The sequence below is a fragment of the Streptomyces inhibens genome (assembly GCF_022221585.1).
Taxonomy (GTDB): Bacteria; Actinomycetota; Actinomycetes; order Streptomycetales; family Streptomycetaceae; genus Streptomyces; species Streptomyces inhibens.
The window spans coordinates 4,232,381-4,248,544 of the sequence record NZ_CP084681.1 but is presented as its reverse complement, the minus strand read 5'-3'; the positions used below and the strand labels follow the sequence as shown (position 1 = coordinate 4,248,544).

Here is a 16,164-nt window from a genome sequence, read left to right as displayed (position 1 = left end):
ATGAGTGCTAACGACGCTCCATATTGCAGTATTCCCGCCCGTCAGTCCACCGTGAACGGCGTACGGTGACCGACTCCACGTCCGGTCACGCGCTCGCCAGCTCCCGCTCCCGGCCGTCGGCGACCGCGGAGGCTTCGGCGGTCCGGCCGTTATCGGCGCCGCCGACGAGCACGGTCGACGGGCGAGGCTGCAGGCGGTCGCGGAGCGCCAGCAGCACCACCAGGGCCAGCGCTGTACCGGCCAGCGGCACCAGGAATCCGGAGCTCGGCCCGAAGCGGTCCGTCAGCTGGCCGGCGGAGGTGGCCGCGGCCGCCTGGCCCAGCGCGACCGCGCCGGTCAGCCAGGTGAAGGCCTCCGTACGGGCGGCGGCCGGCACCAGCGGCTCGACCAGCGTGTAGCCGGTGATCAGGGCCGGGGCGATGCACAGGCCGACGATCAGGCCGACGGCGCCGAGCAGCGGTACCGCGGTGACCGCCCACAACGGGGTGGTCGCCAGCGCGAGCAGCCCGTAGGCGACCAGCAGCCGACGCCGCGGGCCGACCTTCCAGGCGATGGCGCCGCAGGCGATACCGGCGAGCATGTTGCCGCCCGCGAAGATCCCGTAGAGCACGCCGTTGATGCCGGGCTGCCCGATGTGCTGGGTGAACGCCGTCAGCGAGACCTGCATTCCGCCGAAGACGGCGCCGATGCCGAGGAACGCCACGATCAGGACGCGTACGCCGGGCACCGACAGCGCCGAGACGCGCGGCAGGTCACCGGCCTGCGCCCGGTGCACGGGCGGCTGGCTGCGGCGCTGCGCGGCGAACAGCAGCCCGCCGGCCAGTGTCAGCACGGCCTCGGCGACCAGACCGGCCGCCGGGTGGATGCCGGTGCACAGCGCGGTCGCCAGCACCGGGCCGACCACGAAGGTGAACTCGTCGGTCACCGACTCGAAGGCGGCGGCCGTCGGCATCAGCGGGCTGCCGCCGAGCCGGGAGGCCCAGCGGGCCCGCACCATCGGGCCGACCTGCGGAGTCGAGGCACCCGTGGGGACGGCCACGGCGAGCAGCGCCCACAGGGGGGCGTGCGCGAGGGCGAGGGCGATCAGTGCCGAGACGCCGGCGGCATGCACCAGTACGCCGGGGAGCAGCACCGCGCGCTGGCCGAAACGGTCGGCGAGCTTGCCGCTCTGCGGGGCGAACAGGGCCATCGAGACACCGGTCGTGGCCGAGACCGCGCCTGCGGTGCCGTACGAGCCGGTGGTGGATTGGACGAGCAGCACGATGCCGATCGTCAGCATCGCGAAGGGCTGCCGGGCCAGAAAGCCGGGCAGCAGGAATGTCCATGCACCAGGGGTGCGGAGCAGTTGTCCGTAACCGGGACGGGAGTCCTTGACCGCGGATGCCACGGCCGGGCCTTTCTGCCGCCTGGTAGCGCGCCGCCGCAAGGTCGTCACGGGTACGCGCCGAGAGCTGTCCTCTCGCGCAGGACCGAGTGATACCGCATGGTCCGCACCGAGAGGTGGCTGCGTGTGGCAGGGGGACCGCGGCCGCCGAGCGGTCGCGCCAGCTCTGCTTCAGGCAGAGGTGGTTCGTATTGTTACCTCTTCATACTACAGGTCGGAGCCCGTGAAGCCCTGGGATTGACCAGGGCTTCACGGAGTTTTCCTTGGGATCCGTGGAGATCTGCAGCACATTCACGGCCCCGGGACGGGGATCAGCGGGGGCGGTGGCGCTGGGTGCGATGGCCCCGTGGGCCCTCCGTCCCCAGCCAGCCGGCCAGCTTGCCGCCCTGGGAGACCGCCTGCAGCCGCCGCTCGGCGGCATCGCGCACCGGGTCGGTGGCGACCACCAGCAGCTCGTCGCCGTGCCGCAGCACCGTGGTGGGCGAGGGTACGAAGCTGGAGCCGTCCCGTACGACGAGGGTGACCGCGGCGCCCGCCGGCATCCGCAGCTCGCCGACCTCGACGCCGTGCATACGGGACCCCGGCCCGATGGACGTGGACAGCAGATGGCCGCGCAGCCGCTCCAGGGGCGCGGACTCGATACCCAGGTCGGCGGCCTCCTCGCCGTCGCCCAACCGCAGCCGCCGGGCGAGCCAGGGCAGCGTCGGCCCCTGGATGAGGGTGTAGACGACGACCAGGACGAAGACGATGTTGAAGACCCGTTCGCTGCCGGGGACGTCGCCCACCATCGGGATGGTGGCCAGCACAATCGGGACCGCGCCGCGCAGTCCGGCCCACGACAGCAGGGTCTTCTCCCGCCAGGGCACCCGGAAGGGCGCCAGCGCGACGAATACGGACGTCGGCCGGGCCACGATCGTCAGGATCATGCCGATGACCAGCGCCGGGACGATGTCGTCGATCAGGTTGTGCGGGGTCACCAGCAGGCCCAGCAGGACGAACATGCCGATCTGGCCGATCCAGCCGAGGCCTTCGGCGAAGCCGCGGGTGGCCGGTGAGTGTGGCAGTTTGGCGTTGCCGAGGATCACCGCGGCCAGATAGACGGCGAGGAAGCCGGAGCCGTGCGCCAGTGCGCCGGCCGCGTAGGCGGAGACCGCGATGGCCATGACGGCGATCGGATACAGGCCGGAGGCGGGTAGCGCCACATGCCGCATGCCGTACGCGCCGAGCCAGCCGATGGCCAGTCCGATGGCGGCGCCGATCGCCAGCTCCAGGGTGATCTTGCCGAGCAGGGTGTACCAGTGGTCGACCGGACCCGAGGTGGAGAAGGCGACGACGAGGATGACCACCGGGGCGTCGTTGAAGCCGGATTCGGCTTCCAGTACGCCCGTCAGGCGGGCCGGCAGCGGCACGCTGCGCAGGACCGAGAAGACGGCCGCGGCATCCGTCGAGGAGACCACGGCGCCGATCAGCAGTGCCTGGCGCCAGTCAAGTCCGGCCAGATAGTGCGCTCCGGCCGCGGTGACCCCCACGCTCACCGCGACGCCGACCGTCGAAAGCGCCGCCGCCCGGGGCAGCGCCGGTTTGATCTCTTTCCACTTGGTGCCCAGACCGCCCTCGGCGAGGATCACGACCAGCGCGGCATAGCCGAGGAGTTGGGTCAGCTCGGCGTTGTCGAAGATGACGCCGCCAGGCCCGTCCTGCCCTATGGCGACGCCTATCCCCAGGTAAATGAGCAGGCTGGGGAGCCCGCTGCGCGAGGAGAGCCGTACCGCGGCGACCGCAATGAGCAGTACGAGCGAGCAGATCAGCAGGAGTTCGTTGAGGTGGTCGACAGTCAGGAGCTGGTCCTTCCTCGCTCGGGTCCGGGCGGGTGGGCTCGGGGTCGGCTTTCCTTACCGTATCTAGTTACTGAGGCTAACAATTTACCATTGCTTGAAAGTTGGATGTGCTGGCAGTGACTCCGCGTAGGGGTCGCCGAACCCGTGCGCCTATGGTTGCTCCAGCACTCCCACCCTGCCCCTCGAAGGACAGAGATGCCCGCCAACAAGTCCGGCCCAGTCCCCAGGAAAAAGAAGGGGCGGCGCGGCCGCCTCGTCGCGATCACGGTCGTGCTGCTGCTCGTGGCGGGCATCGGCTTCGGCGCGTTCTGGGGTGTCAGTACCGTCCGCGCGTCGTTCCCGCAGACCACCGGCTCGCTCAAACTCCCGGGCCTGACCAACCCGGTGGACGTCACCCGCGATGCCAACGGCATTCCGCAGATCTACGCGGACACCGACGAAGACCTCTTCCGCGCCCAGGGATACGTCCAGGCCCAGGACCGTTTCTGGGAGATGGACGTCCGGCGGCACATGACCGCCGGCCGGCTCTCGGAGATGTTCGGCAAGAGCCAGGTCAAGACCGACTCGTTCCTGCGGACCCTCGGCTGGCACGAGGTGGCGCAGAAGGAGTACGACACCAAGCTGTCGCCCGGCACCAAGAAGTACCTGCAGGCCTACTCCGCGGGCGTCAACGCCTACCTCAAGGACCACCAGGGCTCGGCGCTGTCCCTGGAGTACGCGGCCCTGGACTTCGAGAACGACTACACGCCCGAGAAGTGGACGCCGGTCGACTCGGTGGCCTGGCTCAAGGCGATGGCCTGGGACCTGCGCGGCAATATGCAGGAAGAGATCGACCGCTCCCTGATGGCCAGCCGCTTCACGCCGGCGCAGATCGCCCAGCTGTACCCGGCATACCCGTACAAGCGGAACAAACCGATCGTCGATGGCGGCGCGTTCGACCCCGCCACCAAGGAGTTCACGCCCAAGGGCTCGGCCAACGCCACCCCCGCCGGCCCCGGAGCCGCGGCCGCCGGCCTGCAGTCGCAGCTGTCCTCGCTCTCCAAGTCCCTTGACGAGATCCCGGCGCTGCTCGGCCCCAACGGCAACGGCATCGGCTCGAACTCCTGGGTCGTCTCCGGTGCCCACACCACCACCCGCAAGCCGCTGCTCGCCAACGACCCGCACCTGGCACCGCAGATGCCCTCGCTCTGGTACCAGATGGGCCTGCACTGCCGCGCCACCGGCCCCAAGTGCAACTACGACGTCTCCGGCTTCACCTTCTCCGGCATGCCCGGCGTCGTCATCGGCCACAACCAGGACATCTCCTGGGGCATGACCAACCTGGGCGCGGACGTCACCGATCTGTACCTGGAGAAGATCAACGCCGACGGGTACCTCTTCGACAACAAGCAGCGGCCGTTCCTCACGCGCAAGGAGACCATCAAGGTCGCCGGCGGTGAGAGCCGCGAGATCACCGTCCGGTCCACCAACAACGGGCCGATCGTCTCCGACCGCGACGACGAGCTCGGCAACGTCGGCAAGGACGCCCCGGTCGGCAACGCCGCACCGGACCGCGGCGACGGCTACGCCGTCTCGCTGCGCTGGACCGCGCTGGACCCCGGCAAGTCCATGGACGCCGTCTTCGAACTCGACCGCGCGAAGGACTGGAACGAATTCCGCAAGGCCGCCGGCCACTTCGAGGTCCCGTCCCAGAACCTGATCTACGCCGACACCAAGGGCAACATCGGCTACCAGGCTCCCGGTCGGATCCCGGTCCGCGGCAAGGGCGACGGTCACTTCGACGGCACCTACCCGGCGCCCGGCTGGGACCCGAAGTACCGGTGGAGCGGCTACATCCCGCAAAAGGCCCTGCCGTACGAGTACAACCCCAAGCGCGGCTACATCGTCACCGCCAACCAGGCCGTCGCCGACGAGAAGTACCCCTACCTCCTCACCAAGGACTGGGGCTACGGCTCCCGCAGCCAGCGGATCAACGATCTCATCGAGTCGAAGATCAAGGACGGCAGCAAGGTCTCCACGGACGATATGCAGACCTTCCAGAGGGACAACAGCAGCGAGATCGCCCGGCTGCTGACGCCCTACCTGACGAAGATCGACATCAAGGACAAGTACGTCCGCGACGCCCAACAGCTGCTGGAGGGCTGGGACTTCACCCAGGAGCCCGACTCCGCCGCGGCCGCCTACTTCAACGCCGTCTGGCGCAACACCCTCAAGCTCGCCTTCGGCAACAAGATGCCCAAGGAGCTGCGCGTCGAGGGACAGTGCCTCAACGTGCGTCCGTCCAGTGAGACCGGCCCCGCCGACGACGTCGACAAGCTGGTCCGCGAATGCGGTGAGCGGGCCGGCGACACCGCCCAGCCCGACGGCGGTGACCGCTGGTACGAGGTCGTCCGCAACATCATCGACGAGCCCGACAACGCCTGGTGGAAGACCGAGGACCGGCCCGGCCGCCCCGGCGACAAGAACCGCGACCAGCTCCTCGCACACGCCATGAAGGACGCGCGCTACGAGCTGACCTCCAAGCTCGGCAAGAACATCGACAACTGGAGCTGGGGCCGGCTGCACCAGATGTTCCTGAAGAACCAGACCCTGGGCACCGACGGCCCCGGCATCCTCCAGGGCCTGTTCAACCGCGGCCCCTGGAACGTCGGCGGCGGTGAGGCCGCGGTCGACGCCACCGGCTGGAACGCCGCGGGCGGCTACAAGGTCACCTGGGTCCCGTCGATGCGGATGGTCGTCAACCTCGCCGACCTCGACAAGTCCCGCTGGATCAACCTCACCGGCGCCTCCGGCCACGCCTATGACGCGCACTACTACGACCAGACCGACAAGTGGGCCAAGGGCGAACTGCTGCCCTGGGCATTCAGCGAGGAAGCCGTCAAGAAGGCGGGCAAGGACACGCTGACGCTGTCGCCGTAGGGGCGGACGGCCGTCACGCCGTCACACAGTGAGCGCCACGCCGTCGGGCGGGCCGGAGGGTTCCGGTCCGCCCGACGGCGTTTCTGCGCCGCAGGTCAGACGCCCGTACGCCCCTGCGGCGCCGCGAAGCGGTGCACGCCCGAGGGTGTCACCGCGGCATGTACATGCCGGTCGTGCTCCTCGGCCGGCACCTCGGCCAGCACCTCCGCGTCGTAGAGCAGCACCACCAGCGACGCCCGCGCCCCGGCCCGCTCCAGCCGCGCCAGCACCCGGTCGTACGAGCCGCCCCCGCGCCCCAGTCGCAGCCCCCGCCGGTCCACCGCGAGCCCCGGCAGCAGCACCACATCCGCCTCCGTGACGGCCGCGGGGCCCAGCCGCTCGCCGTCCGGCTCCAGCAGCCCCCGGCCCGCCCGTACGAGCCGCCCGGCGCCCTCGTAGCGCGCCCAGTCCAGATCGTTGTCCGGCAGCAGTACGGGCAGCAGCACCCGCACCCCGGCGGCGCGCAGCCGGTCGAGCAGGGCGCGGGTGGAGGGCTCGCCGCCTATGGAGACGTACGCGGCGACGGTCGGCGGGGTGGCGGGCGGCGGGGCGGCGCCCGGTGCCAACTCGTCCAGTTCCAGGGTCCGTCGGGCCAGCTCCTCGCCCGCCGCCGCGATGACATCCGGCGGCAACGCTCTCCTTACCTCGAGGAGATCCCGCCGCAACCTGCGCTTTCTATCGTGGTCAGTGCTCACTGTGTGCCCTTGCTCCCGCTCTCATGCTCTATTCACCAGTCCCTCATCATCGTTCCGATAGGGCCGGTTATGGTGTCGCGCATGACCCCATCGCACACACGGATCAGCAAGGCTGTCATCCCAGCAGCCGGCCTCGGCACCAGGTTTCTCCCCGCCACAAAGGCCACACCCAAGGAGATGCTCCCGGTCGTCGACAAGCCCGCCATCCAGTACGTGGTGGAGGAGGCGGCCGCCGCCGGGCTCTCCGACGTCCTGATGGTGACCGGCCGCAACAAGCGCCCCCTTGAGGACCACTTCGACCGCAACTACGAGCTCGAAGAGGCCCTGCACCGCAAGGGCGACGAGTCCCGGCTCGCCAAGGTGCAGGAGTCCAGCGACCTGGCGACCATGCACTACGTACGGCAGGGCGACCCCAAGGGCCTGGGCCACGCGGTGCTCTGCGCCGCCCCGCACGTCGGCGACCAGCCCTTCGCGGTCCTCCTCGGCGACGACCTCATCGACCCCCGCGACCCGCTGCTGCAGCGCATGGTCGAGGTGCAGGAGCAGTACGGCGGCTCCGTCATCGCCCTCATGGAGGTCGACCCGGCGCAGATCCACCTCTACGGCTGCGCGGCCGCCACCCCCACCGGCGACGACGACCTCGTGATCGTCTCCGACCTGGTCGAGAAGCCCGACCCGGCCGAGGCCCCCAGCAACCTCGCCATCATCGGCCGCTACGTCCTCGACCCGGCCGTCTTCGAGGTGCTGCGCAAGACCGACCCGGGCCGCGGCGGCGAGATCCAGCTCACCGACGCCCTCCAGGCGCTGGCCGCCGATCCCGCCCTGGGCGGCCCGGTGCACGGCGTGATCTTCAAGGGCCGCCGCTATGACACCGGTGACCGCGGCGACTATCTGCGTGCCATTGTCCGACTGGCATGCGAACGTGAGGACCTGGGCCCCGACTTCCGGACCTGGCTTCGCAGTTACGTCACCGAGGAGATGTAGGACGTTGAACCCCGCCACCGGCCAGACCAGCCACCAGGACCGCGTCTGGTCGGTGGCCGAGCATCTCGACGACGTCCTGTCGAAGATCGAACCGCTCGACCCGATCGAGCTTCAGCTCCCGGACGCCCAGGGCTGCGTCCTGGTCGAGGACATCACGGTCCCCGTCGCTCTGCCGCCCTTCGACAACAGCTCCATGGACGGCTATGCCGTCCGCGTCGCCGATGTCGCGGGCGCCGCGGAAGGGGCGCCCGTCACCCTGACCGTCATCGGCGATGTCGCGGCGGGCAGTGGTGAGCTGCCCGAGGTCGGCCCCGGCCAGGCCGCCCGCATCATGACCGGCGCCCCGGTGCCGCCCGGCGCCGACGCCGTCGTCCCCGTCGAGTGGACCGACGGCGGCACGGGCGAGGGACCGGCCGCCACGATGCGCGCCCACAGCGCCGCCCCCCAGGACGCCGGCGGCGAGGTCCTGGTCCACCGCCCGGTGGCCGCCGGCGCCCACATCCGCGCCCGCGGCAGCGACGTCGGCGCGGGCGAGCCGGCCCTGGCGGCGGGCACGGTGCTCGGCCCGTCCCAGATCGGACTGCTCGCCGCCATCGGCCGCGGCACGGTCCGGGTACGCCCCCGCGCCCGGGTCGTGGTGATGTCGACCGGCAGCGAACTGGTCCAGCCCGGCGAGGCGTTGGGCCCCGGTCAGATCTACGACTCCAACAGCTTCCAGCTCACCGCCGCCGCCCGCGCCGCCGGAGCCATCGCCTATCGCGTCGGTGCCGTCGCCGATGACGCCGAGACCCTGCGCTCCACACTGGAGGACCAGCTCATCCGGGCCGACATCCTCGTCACCAGCGGCGGCGTCAGCGTCGGCGCGTACGACGTGGTCAAGGAGACCCTGGCCGGCCTCTCCGGGGAGGAGGGGCAGGTGGAGTTCCGCAAGCTCGCCATGCAGCCCGGCAAGCCCCAGGGCTTCGGCCTCATCGGCCCCGACCGCATCCCGCTGCTCGCCCTGCCCGGCAACCCCGTCAGCTCGTACGTCTCCTTCGAGCTGTTCGTACGCCCCGCCATCCGCGCCCTCATGGGCCTGCCCGAGATCCACCGCCCCACCACCCCCGCCCGCTGCACCGACGCCATCGCCTCCTCGCCCAAGGGCAAGCGGCAGTTCCTGCGCGGTTCCTACGACCCCGACGCCGGCACGGTCACCCCGGTCGGCGGCGCCGGCTCCCACCTGATCAAGGCCATGGCGCACGCCAATGCGCTGATCGTCGTCCTAGAGGACGTCACCGAGGTCGCCGAGGGCGGAGCGGTGGACGTCGTCCTGCTCGGGTAGCCCGTCGCCGCCGGGGGTACGGTGTCGTCCCACAGGCGGCAGTTTGGACCGGGAGAACGATGAGCAGCGGCCAGCAACACCTCACCCATCTCGACGCGGCGGGCGCGGCGCGGATGGTCGACGTCTCCGCGAAGGACGTCACCACCCGCACGGCCAGGGCCCGCGGCCGCGTCCTGGTATCACCGCAGGTCATCGAGTTGCTGCGGGGCGAGGGCATGCCCAAGGGCGACGCCCTGGCGACCGCCCGGATCGCCGGCATCATGGGCGCCAAGCGCACCCCCGAGCTGATCCCGCTCTGCCACCCGCTCGCCGTCTCCGGGGTGAAGGTCGACCTCTCGGTCACCGACGAAGCCGTCGAGATCACGGCCACGGTCAAGACCACCGACCGCACCGGCGTCGAGATGGAGGCGCTGACCGCCGTTTCCGTCGCCGCCCTCACCGTCGTCGACATGATCAAGGCCGTCGACAAGGCCGCGGTGATCTCCGACATCCGGGTCGAGGAGAAGACCGGCGGCAAGTCCGGCGACTGGAGCCGGTCATGAGACCCGCCCGCGCCCTGGTCGTCACCGCCTCCAACCGCGCCGCGGCCGGCGTCTACGCCGACAAGGGCGGCCCACTGCTCGCCGAGGGCCTGGCCGCCATGGGCTTCGAGGTCGACGGACCGCAGGTCGTCGAGGACGGCGACCCGGTGGCGGCCGCCCTGCGCGCGGCCGTCGAAGCCCGCTACGACGTCGTCCTCACCACCGGCGGCACCGGCGTCTCGCCCACCGACCGCACCCCCGAGGCCACCCGCCGGATCCTCGACTACGAGGTCCCCGGCATCCCCGAGGCGATCCGCGCCGCCGGCCGTACGAAGATCCCCACCGCCGCGCTCTCCCGGGGCCTGGCGGGCGTCGCCGGTACGACCCTGATCGTCAACCTTCCCGGCTCGACCGGCGGGGTCCGCGACGGCCTCGCCGTACTCACCGACCTCCTGCCGCACGCCGTCGACCAGATCCGCGGCGGCGACCATCCCCGCTCTTCCGGGAGCCCGAACTGAACGCGCCCTGGCCGGTGGTCCTGACGGACGGTGTTGTCACCCTCCGCCCGATAAAGCTGCGCGACCAGCGGGCCTGGCGCGAGGTCAACCGCCGCAACCGCGACTGGCTGCGCCCCTGGGAAGCCACCATCCCACCGCCCCCGCCCGGCGTCGCCCCGCCACACCGGCCGACGTACCGCCAGATGGTCCGCCATCTGCGTGCCGAGGCGCATGCCGGCCGGATGCTGCCGTTCGTCGTCGAATACCAGGGCCGGCTCGTCGGCCAGCTGACGGTCGCCGGCATCACCTGGGGCTCCATGTGCTCCGGCCATGTCGGCTACTGGGTCGACCAGGAAGTCGCCGGCCGCGGCGTCATCCCGACCGCCGTCGCGCTCGCCGTCGACCACTGCTTCCGCACCGTGGGACTGCACCGCATCGAGATCTGCATTCGGCCGGAGAACATCCCCAGCCGACGGGTGGTCGAGAAACTCGGCTTTCGCGAAGAGGGCATCAGACCGCGCTATCTCCACATCGACGGTGCCTGGCGCGACCACGCGGTTTTCGCCCTCACGGCGGAAGAGGCGGCCGAAGGCCTGCTCAACCGCTGGCGCCGGGAGAAACCCAGCACCCCAGGCGCACCCCACAAATAAAATAAATGTTCGAAAGCGTTCGCGAATTGACCGGATTGGCGGGGGTGCCGATCTCTACCATCACAAAAAAGTTCGAGATATCAGCCAGATCGTGCGACACACCGGCCCAATTGGCGGATGGCCCCATGCAAACCCCTCTACCGTGTGAGTTGTGAGAAGCAGCGGCCTCATCTACGCAGTCATCGTCGGGGCCTGGGCCGCCTACTTGGTGCCGATGTGGCTCCGTAGACAGGATGAGCTCAACGAGGCCCGTCCGACCGAGCGCTTCAGCACCGCCATCCGGCTGCTGTCCGGACGCGCGGCCATGCAGCGCCGCTACGACAAGGCGCACGGGGAGTACCCCGCCGACGATGCGGATGACGAACCGGGTCCGGACGCCGCGGCCGACGCGGCCGCCGCCCGGCCCTTCGCCGATCCCGCTCCGTCGGACGGCATCGAGGCTCCCCACACCCGCGTGCAGGCCGCCCCGCCGCGCCCCTCCGCCGCAGAGCGGACCAAGCGCGCCGAGGTCCTCGCCCGCCGTCGGCGCACCATCACCGTCCTCTTCCTCGCCTTCACCGTCGGCGCCATCGTCGCCGCGGTCGGCGGCATCCCCTTCCTCTGGGCCCCCGCCCTCCCCGCGCTGCTCCTCACCGCCTACATCATTTATCTGCGCGCCCAGGAGCGCCGCCGGTTCACCTTCACCATGGACCAGCGCAAGGCGGAGGCGGCAGCGCAACGACTGCGGGAAGGCAGGTCCCGCCCTCAGCAGGCGGCCGACCAGCCGCCCGCCGACGACCACCCGGCCGACGTCCGCGCTGACGCCCCCGCCGACGCCGCCCCGGAACCGCCCCGCCCGGCCATGCCCGCCCACACCGCCGGCCGCCGCGCCCTGGTCGAGGAGACCGACCACGCCGAGTGGGTCGACCAGCAGCGCGAACGCGAACGCCCGCGCCCCGCCGCCGGCAGCTGGGAGCCGGTCCCGGTCCCGCTCCCCACCTACGTCACCGCCCCGGTCGCCCCCCGCGCCACCAGCCATGTCGACCTCGACGCCGAGGACGCCTGGAGCTCCGCCCGCTCCAGCGCCGCCCCCGACCACCCGCACCCGGACACCGCACAGGACCGCCCGGCCGCCCCCGGCCGCCGCACCCGCGGCCGCACCCCCCTCTTCGACCAGTACGAGAACGAGGACCGCCCGCGCGCGGCGAACGAGTGACGGCCCTCCGCTGACCAGCACCGGAAGCGATTTCCGAGCACCACGACCGAGATGCTAGAGTTTCTCTCGTCGCAAGGGCCTGTGGCGCAGCTGGTAGCGCACCTCGTTCGCAACGAGGGGGTCAGGGGTTCGAATCCCCTCAGGTCCACAGCACGTCAAAGCCCCCACCGGGATGATCCGGTGGGGGCTTTTTCGCGTCGTACAGCAGCGAAGTACAGCAACACCTGCGTCCTGGCGTACAGGTCTCCCGTCCCGGCAGGAGGGGCCGCGTACTCAGAGGGCGGAGATCCGGACGGCGGTGCCGACGGGGGTGAGTGCCGCGGCCGGGCCGACGGTCGGACAGGCAGGGGCCAAGAGCCTGAACGCCTTGTGCCGCTGGGCACGGCACGCGGCGAAGCAGGTGAAGCTGACGATGGCGAGGCACGACCACCACCATCCGCCGGCACGCGGGTGACCGGCCCGGCAGACCTCGGCAAGGGCTGACGGGTGGGAGGTGATCCCGGGTCAGCTGTCAGCGGGCGAGGGTGCGGGGGGTCAGGCGGACGCCGTGTCGGGCGAGGTAGGTGAGGGGATTGATGTCCGAGCCGTAGTGGCGGCTGGTGCGTACCTCGAAGTGGAGGTGGGGGCCGGTGGCGCGGCCGGTGGCGCCGGCGTAGCCGAGGCGGGTGCGGGCGCGGACCTTCTGGCCGCGGTGGACGGTGATGCGGGAGAGGTGGCCGAAGAGGGTGTAGCGGCCGTCGTTCATCCGGATCGTGACGGCCTTTCCGTAGGCGCCCGACCGTTTGGCGAGGACGACGGTGCCGGCGCCGACGGATCTGACCCGGGTCCCGGCGCGGACGGCGAGGTCGATGCCCGTGTGGTGACCGGCCTGCCAGGTGCCGCGTACGCCGTAGGGCGAGCTGATGCGGTAGTGGGTGGGCACCGGGTGGGTCCAGGTGCCGACGGGGGCGGCGTGGGCCGCCTGGGATGCCGCCAGGGTGAGGACGGAGCCCAGGGCCGCCTGCGTTATGGCGCGGAGCAGCATTCTGCGCAGCGGGGTGCTTTTGCGGAACGTGGTCATAGTTGCGAGCCCACGCCTTGTGGCGGGCGGTCGCATCCCGGGGCGGGGCGCAGGGCCGCCGATCGGGTGTTTCCCGGCCGGTGTGCCTGGTTGTCGGGGTGCGGTGGGCTCAGGTTGTCAGGCGGGCGACCGCTTGGGTGACCGCGCCGGTGCCGTCCTCGGTGGCGAGGCGGTGGGCGGCCTGGGTGGCGCGGTCGCGGTGGGCGGGGTCGGTGGTGGCTTTGGTGAGGGCGTCGGCCAGGCGGCTGACGGCGTCGTCGGCGGCGAGGTCCTGGAAGGGGATCGGGGTGGTGGCGGCGCCCAGTGACGCCAGGCGGGCGGCCCAGAAGGGCTGGTCGGCGGTGACCGGGACCGGGACGGTGGGGACTCCCGCGCGCAGTCCCGCGGCGGTGGTGCCGGCGCCGCAGTGGTGCACCACGGCGGACATGTGGGGGAAGAGGAGGGCGTGCGGGACTTCGCCGACGGTGAGGATGTCGGGGCCTTGCCGCGTGTGCTCCGTGGTGAGGCCGGCCCAGCCGGACTGGAGGATGCCGCGGACCTTGGCGCGGCGCAGGGCACGTACCGCGAGGCTGCTCAGGCGCTCGCCCTCGCCGCCCGCCATGCTGCCGAACCCGATGAAGACCGGGGGCGGGCCGGAGGCGAGGAAGTCCTCGACGGCGGGCGGGAGTTGGGCATCGGGGGCGTGCCAGGGCCACCAGTTCCCGACGACGTCCAGGCCGGTGCGCCAGTCCGCGGGCCGGGGCACCAGGACCTCGCTGAAGCCGTGCAGGACCGGCCAGCCGGCCGCTTCGGTGCGGCGGCGGACCGTACGGGGCGTGGCGGGCGGCAGACCGAGGCGGGTGCGCAGGTCGCGGGTGGCGTCCCTGAAGAGGCGGTCGACGATACGGAGGGAGAGGCGGCCGGCGGTGCGGTTTCCCCAGCGGCCGAGGGACCTCGCGCCGCTGACGACCGGGGCGAAGTCGCCGGTGGGGGCGTTGGGCACGAGGGACAGGCCCAGGGACGGGATGTCCCTCGCCTCGGCGAGGTGCCGGCCGAGCGGTGCGGTGGTGGTCGAGAGCAGCAGGAGTTCGGTGTCGTCCCGGGCGGCGTCGGCGATTCCGCCGCCGAGCTCCCGGATGAAGGCGGCGGCCTTGCGCATGAGGTCGCGTTTGCTGTCGGGGGAGGCGCTGCGCGGGCGCGGGCCGGCAGCCGCGCGGGGCGCTCGGGGGTCGGCAGGCAGGTGGCGGAACTCCAGGCCGGCGGCTTGGACGAGGGGCGCGTAGGCGTCATGGGTGGCGAGGGCGACGTCGTGGCCGGCGTCGCGGAGACGGGCGCCCACGCCGGTGTACGGGGCGATGTCGCCGTACGATCCGGCGGCGGTGATCAGGATCTTCGTCATGGGCGGGTGGCTTTCGGGTAGGGCGGGGCGCCCCGCGGCGGGCATGGGTGGGCCGTGGGGGTGGCGCGGGTGAGGGTGAGTTCGGGGGCGTGGAGGCCCGGGTGGTGGTGCGGGTGCGGCGCTCAGGCTTTGCCGGCGGCGTCGGACTGGCGTACGGCGTTGGCGTGGACCGCGGTGCGCAGGTACGGCGCGAGACCGGGGCGCTGTTCGGTGGGCGGCACCACCAGGGCGAACGCGCGGGGGTCGGCGGCGAAGTCGTCGGCGATCCGGCCGTGCATGTCGGTGGGGCACGGGGTGAACCAGCGGGTGATGTGCCGGCGGTGTTCCTCCGCGAGGTCCATCGCGCGCTCGCCGTCCGCCGGTTCGTCGGCGTCGAAGGCGGCGGTGAGCCGCAGGCGCCACTCGGCGGCCTCGGCCATGATCTGCGCCCAGTCCTCCTTGGAGTGGGCCGCGGCCCGTGCCATCGAGCGCTGGTGGCCCTCCCGGTGCTGCCACTTCAGATGGGCCTCGGTGGCGTAACTCAGATCGAAGGCCACCTCGCCGAAGACCTCGAACCGCTCCTCGGGCGTCAGCTCCACCCCGGTCTGCTGGACCTCCATGGCCTGCTCGGCGACCTCGACCAGCCGCCGCAGCTTGGTGATCTGGTCGTTGAGGAGCCGGTGCCGGGCGCGGAGATGGTCGAGGACGTTGGCCTGGGGGTCCTCCAGGATGGTGGCGATCTCGTCGAGCGGGAAGCCGAGCTCCCGGTAGAAGAGGATCTGCTGCAGCCGGGCCAGGTCGGCGTCGCTGTAGAGGCGGTAGCCGGCGGGGCTGCGGTCGCTGGGGGAGAGCAGACCGGCCTTGTCGTAGTGGTGCAGGGTGCGCACCGTGATCCCCGCGAAGCCGGAGACCTGCCCGACCGAGTAGCCCATCGCAGCGCCTTTCATCCCGTGATTTGCGGTCGTGCGGTCGTACCGCCCTGCCGGTGGTGATGCCGCCGGTGGTGCGGTGCGTGCCGTCCGTCGTTCAGGGTGTGGCCTGACGTTAGGTGAGGGTCAAGCGGGGGCCGGGGCCGGAGACCGGCCGGATGGGCCCCCGCGACGGATGCCGACGGGCCCGGGGCGGGGCTCAGGCGTCCGGATAGCGTTCCTGCAGTACGGAATTCAGCAGCGCCTGGACATCCTCGCGGTCCAGCCCCTGCGCGCGCGCCCGTTGCATCCAGGAGCGGAGTTCCTCGCGCAGCAGGGCGTCCGCGGCGGAGTCGGGGCGGGCGAGCGTGCGGCTGACGAACGTGCCGAGGCCGGGGCGTGGTTCGACCAGGCCCTCGCGTTCCAGTTCGCGGTACGCCTTGAGGGTCGTATTGGGGTTGACCTTGGTCGTGGCGGCGACCTGCGCCGCGGTCGGCAGCCGGTCGCCCTCCACCAGGATGCCCAACCGCAGTGCCTGCTGGACCTGTTGGACGATCTGGAGGTAGGTGGCGACGCCGCTGCGGCGATCGATCCGGAACTCGACGACGTTCACCACCTCTCTGCTTCTTCCGCTTCCGCGGCTTCTTCCGCACGGGCCGTCACCTGTACCGCGGCCCGTGGCGCGACCTGCGCCGCGCTGCCCGACCGCTTGATGATCGGGCGGCCGGTGCCGGGTGTCAAAGCGCCGCCCGGGGCATGCCGCGTACAAGACGGCCCCTCGGGCGGCCGTCCGCGC

Annotated in this window: 14 protein-coding genes and 1 tRNA gene; 8 read left to right on the top strand and 7 right to left on the bottom strand. The window is 71.6% G+C overall.

What is annotated here, in order from left to right; all coding sequences use genetic code 11:
- Window positions 1-85 precede the first annotated feature (85 nt).
- Both KI385_RS19300 and KI385_RS19295 read right to left on the bottom strand, forming a co-directional pair.
- On the bottom strand, window positions 86-1,387 hold the full coding sequence (locus KI385_RS19300; RefSeq protein WP_238573406.1) for an MFS transporter: 1,302 nt from the start codon (window positions 1,385-1,387) through the stop codon (window positions 86-88).
- Window positions 1,388-1,695: 308 nt separating this feature from the next.
- Complete coding sequence (locus KI385_RS19295; RefSeq protein WP_238577754.1) at window positions 1,696-3,222, bottom strand: potassium/proton antiporter; 1,527 nt, start codon at window positions 3,220-3,222, stop codon at window positions 1,696-1,698.
- Window positions 3,223-3,417: 195 nt separating this feature from the next.
- Between KI385_RS19295 and KI385_RS19290 the strand changes: the two genes are divergently transcribed.
- The gene (locus KI385_RS19290) at window positions 3,418-6,141 is read left to right on the top strand and encodes a penicillin acylase family protein (RefSeq protein WP_238573405.1); all 2,724 of its coding nucleotides are present in this window, start codon (window positions 3,418-3,420) and stop codon (window positions 6,139-6,141) included.
- 95 nt (window positions 6,142-6,236) lie between these two features.
- Here KI385_RS19290 and KI385_RS19285 read toward each other — a convergent pair whose 3' ends face one another.
- The gene (locus tag KI385_RS19285; protein WP_281066877.1) at window positions 6,237-6,845 is read right to left on the bottom strand and encodes a 5-formyltetrahydrofolate cyclo-ligase; all 609 of its coding nucleotides are present in this window, start codon (window positions 6,843-6,845) and stop codon (window positions 6,237-6,239) included.
- A gap of 111 nt (window positions 6,846-6,956) precedes the next feature.
- Between KI385_RS19285 and galU the strand changes: the two genes are divergently transcribed.
- From galU to KI385_RS19250, 7 genes are all read left to right on the top strand, one after another.
- Window positions 6,957-7,859, top strand: coding sequence for a UTP--glucose-1-phosphate uridylyltransferase GalU (gene galU, locus KI385_RS19280; protein WP_238573403.1), 903 nt, complete (start codon window positions 6,957-6,959; stop codon window positions 7,857-7,859).
- Window positions 7,860-7,863: 4 nt separating this feature from the next.
- On the top strand, window positions 7,864-9,180 hold the full coding sequence (gene glp / locus KI385_RS19275) for a molybdotransferase-like divisome protein Glp (RefSeq protein WP_238573402.1): 1,317 nt from the start codon (window positions 7,864-7,866) through the stop codon (window positions 9,178-9,180).
- 59 nt (window positions 9,181-9,239) lie between these two features.
- Entirely contained in the window at window positions 9,240-9,722 is a 483-nt protein-coding gene (gene moaC, locus KI385_RS19270) for a cyclic pyranopterin monophosphate synthase MoaC (RefSeq protein ID WP_238573401.1), read from the top strand.
- On the top strand, window positions 9,719-10,219 hold the full coding sequence (locus KI385_RS19265; RefSeq protein WP_238573400.1) for a MogA/MoaB family molybdenum cofactor biosynthesis protein: 501 nt from the start codon (window positions 9,719-9,721) through the stop codon (window positions 10,217-10,219). Before moaC ends, KI385_RS19265 begins: the two co-directional genes overlap by 4 nt.
- A gap of 14 nt (window positions 10,220-10,233) precedes the next feature.
- Window positions 10,234-10,848 (top strand): GNAT family N-acetyltransferase, encoded by a 615-nt coding sequence (locus KI385_RS19260; protein WP_238573399.1) that lies wholly within the window; start codon window positions 10,234-10,236, stop codon window positions 10,846-10,848.
- A gap of 151 nt (window positions 10,849-10,999) precedes the next feature.
- The gene (gene sepX, locus KI385_RS19255) at window positions 11,000-12,043 is read left to right on the top strand and encodes a divisome protein SepX/GlpR (protein WP_238573398.1); all 1,044 of its coding nucleotides are present in this window, start codon (window positions 11,000-11,002) and stop codon (window positions 12,041-12,043) included.
- Window positions 12,044-12,118: 75 nt separating this feature from the next.
- A tRNA-Ala gene (locus KI385_RS19250) sits at window positions 12,119-12,191 on the top strand.
- Between the two features lie 363 nt (window positions 12,192-12,554).
- Here the strand turns inward: KI385_RS19250 and KI385_RS19245 are convergent.
- From KI385_RS19245 to KI385_RS19230, 4 genes are all read right to left on the bottom strand, one after another.
- Window positions 12,555-13,103: a M23 family metallopeptidase gene (locus KI385_RS19245; protein ID WP_238573397.1), complete on the bottom strand. Its 549-nt coding sequence runs from the start codon at window positions 13,101-13,103 to the stop codon at window positions 12,555-12,557.
- Between the two features lie 109 nt (window positions 13,104-13,212).
- Window positions 13,213-14,481, bottom strand: coding sequence for a glycosyltransferase (locus KI385_RS19240; RefSeq protein ID WP_238573396.1), 1,269 nt, complete (start codon window positions 14,479-14,481; stop codon window positions 13,213-13,215).
- Between the two features lie 122 nt (window positions 14,482-14,603).
- Complete coding sequence (locus KI385_RS19235; RefSeq protein ID WP_238573395.1) at window positions 14,604-15,392, bottom strand: MerR family transcriptional regulator; 789 nt, start codon at window positions 15,390-15,392, stop codon at window positions 14,604-14,606.
- Between the two features lie 196 nt (window positions 15,393-15,588).
- Window positions 15,589-15,984, bottom strand: a complete 396-nt coding sequence (locus KI385_RS19230) for a GntR family transcriptional regulator (protein WP_238573394.1) — start codon at window positions 15,982-15,984, stop codon at window positions 15,589-15,591.
- Window positions 15,985-16,164 lie beyond the last annotated feature (180 nt).

Bases quoted from the DNA above. Each gene is read 5' to 3' on its own strand.
- KI385_RS19265 (WP_238573400.1), top strand. From the start codon at position 9,719: ATGAGACCCGCCCGCGCCCTGGTCGTCACCGCCTCCAACCGCGCCGCG.
- KI385_RS19245 (WP_238573397.1), bottom strand. From the start codon at position 13,103: ATGACCACGTTCCGCAAAAGCACCCCGCTGCGCAGAATGCTGCTCCGC.
- KI385_RS19235 (WP_238573395.1), bottom strand. From the start codon at position 15,392: ATGGGCTACTCGGTCGGGCAGGTCTCCGGCTTCGCGGGGATCACGGTG.
- KI385_RS19290 (WP_238573405.1), top strand. From the start codon at position 3,418: ATGCCCGCCAACAAGTCCGGCCCAGTCCCCAGGAAAAAGAAGGGGCGG.
- KI385_RS19240 (WP_238573396.1), bottom strand. From the start codon at position 14,481: ATGACGAAGATCCTGATCACCGCCGCCGGATCGTACGGCGACATCGCC.
- moaC (WP_238573401.1), top strand. From the start codon at position 9,240: ATGAGCAGCGGCCAGCAACACCTCACCCATCTCGACGCGGCGGGCGCG.
- galU (WP_238573403.1), top strand. From the start codon at position 6,957: ATGACCCCATCGCACACACGGATCAGCAAGGCTGTCATCCCAGCAGCC.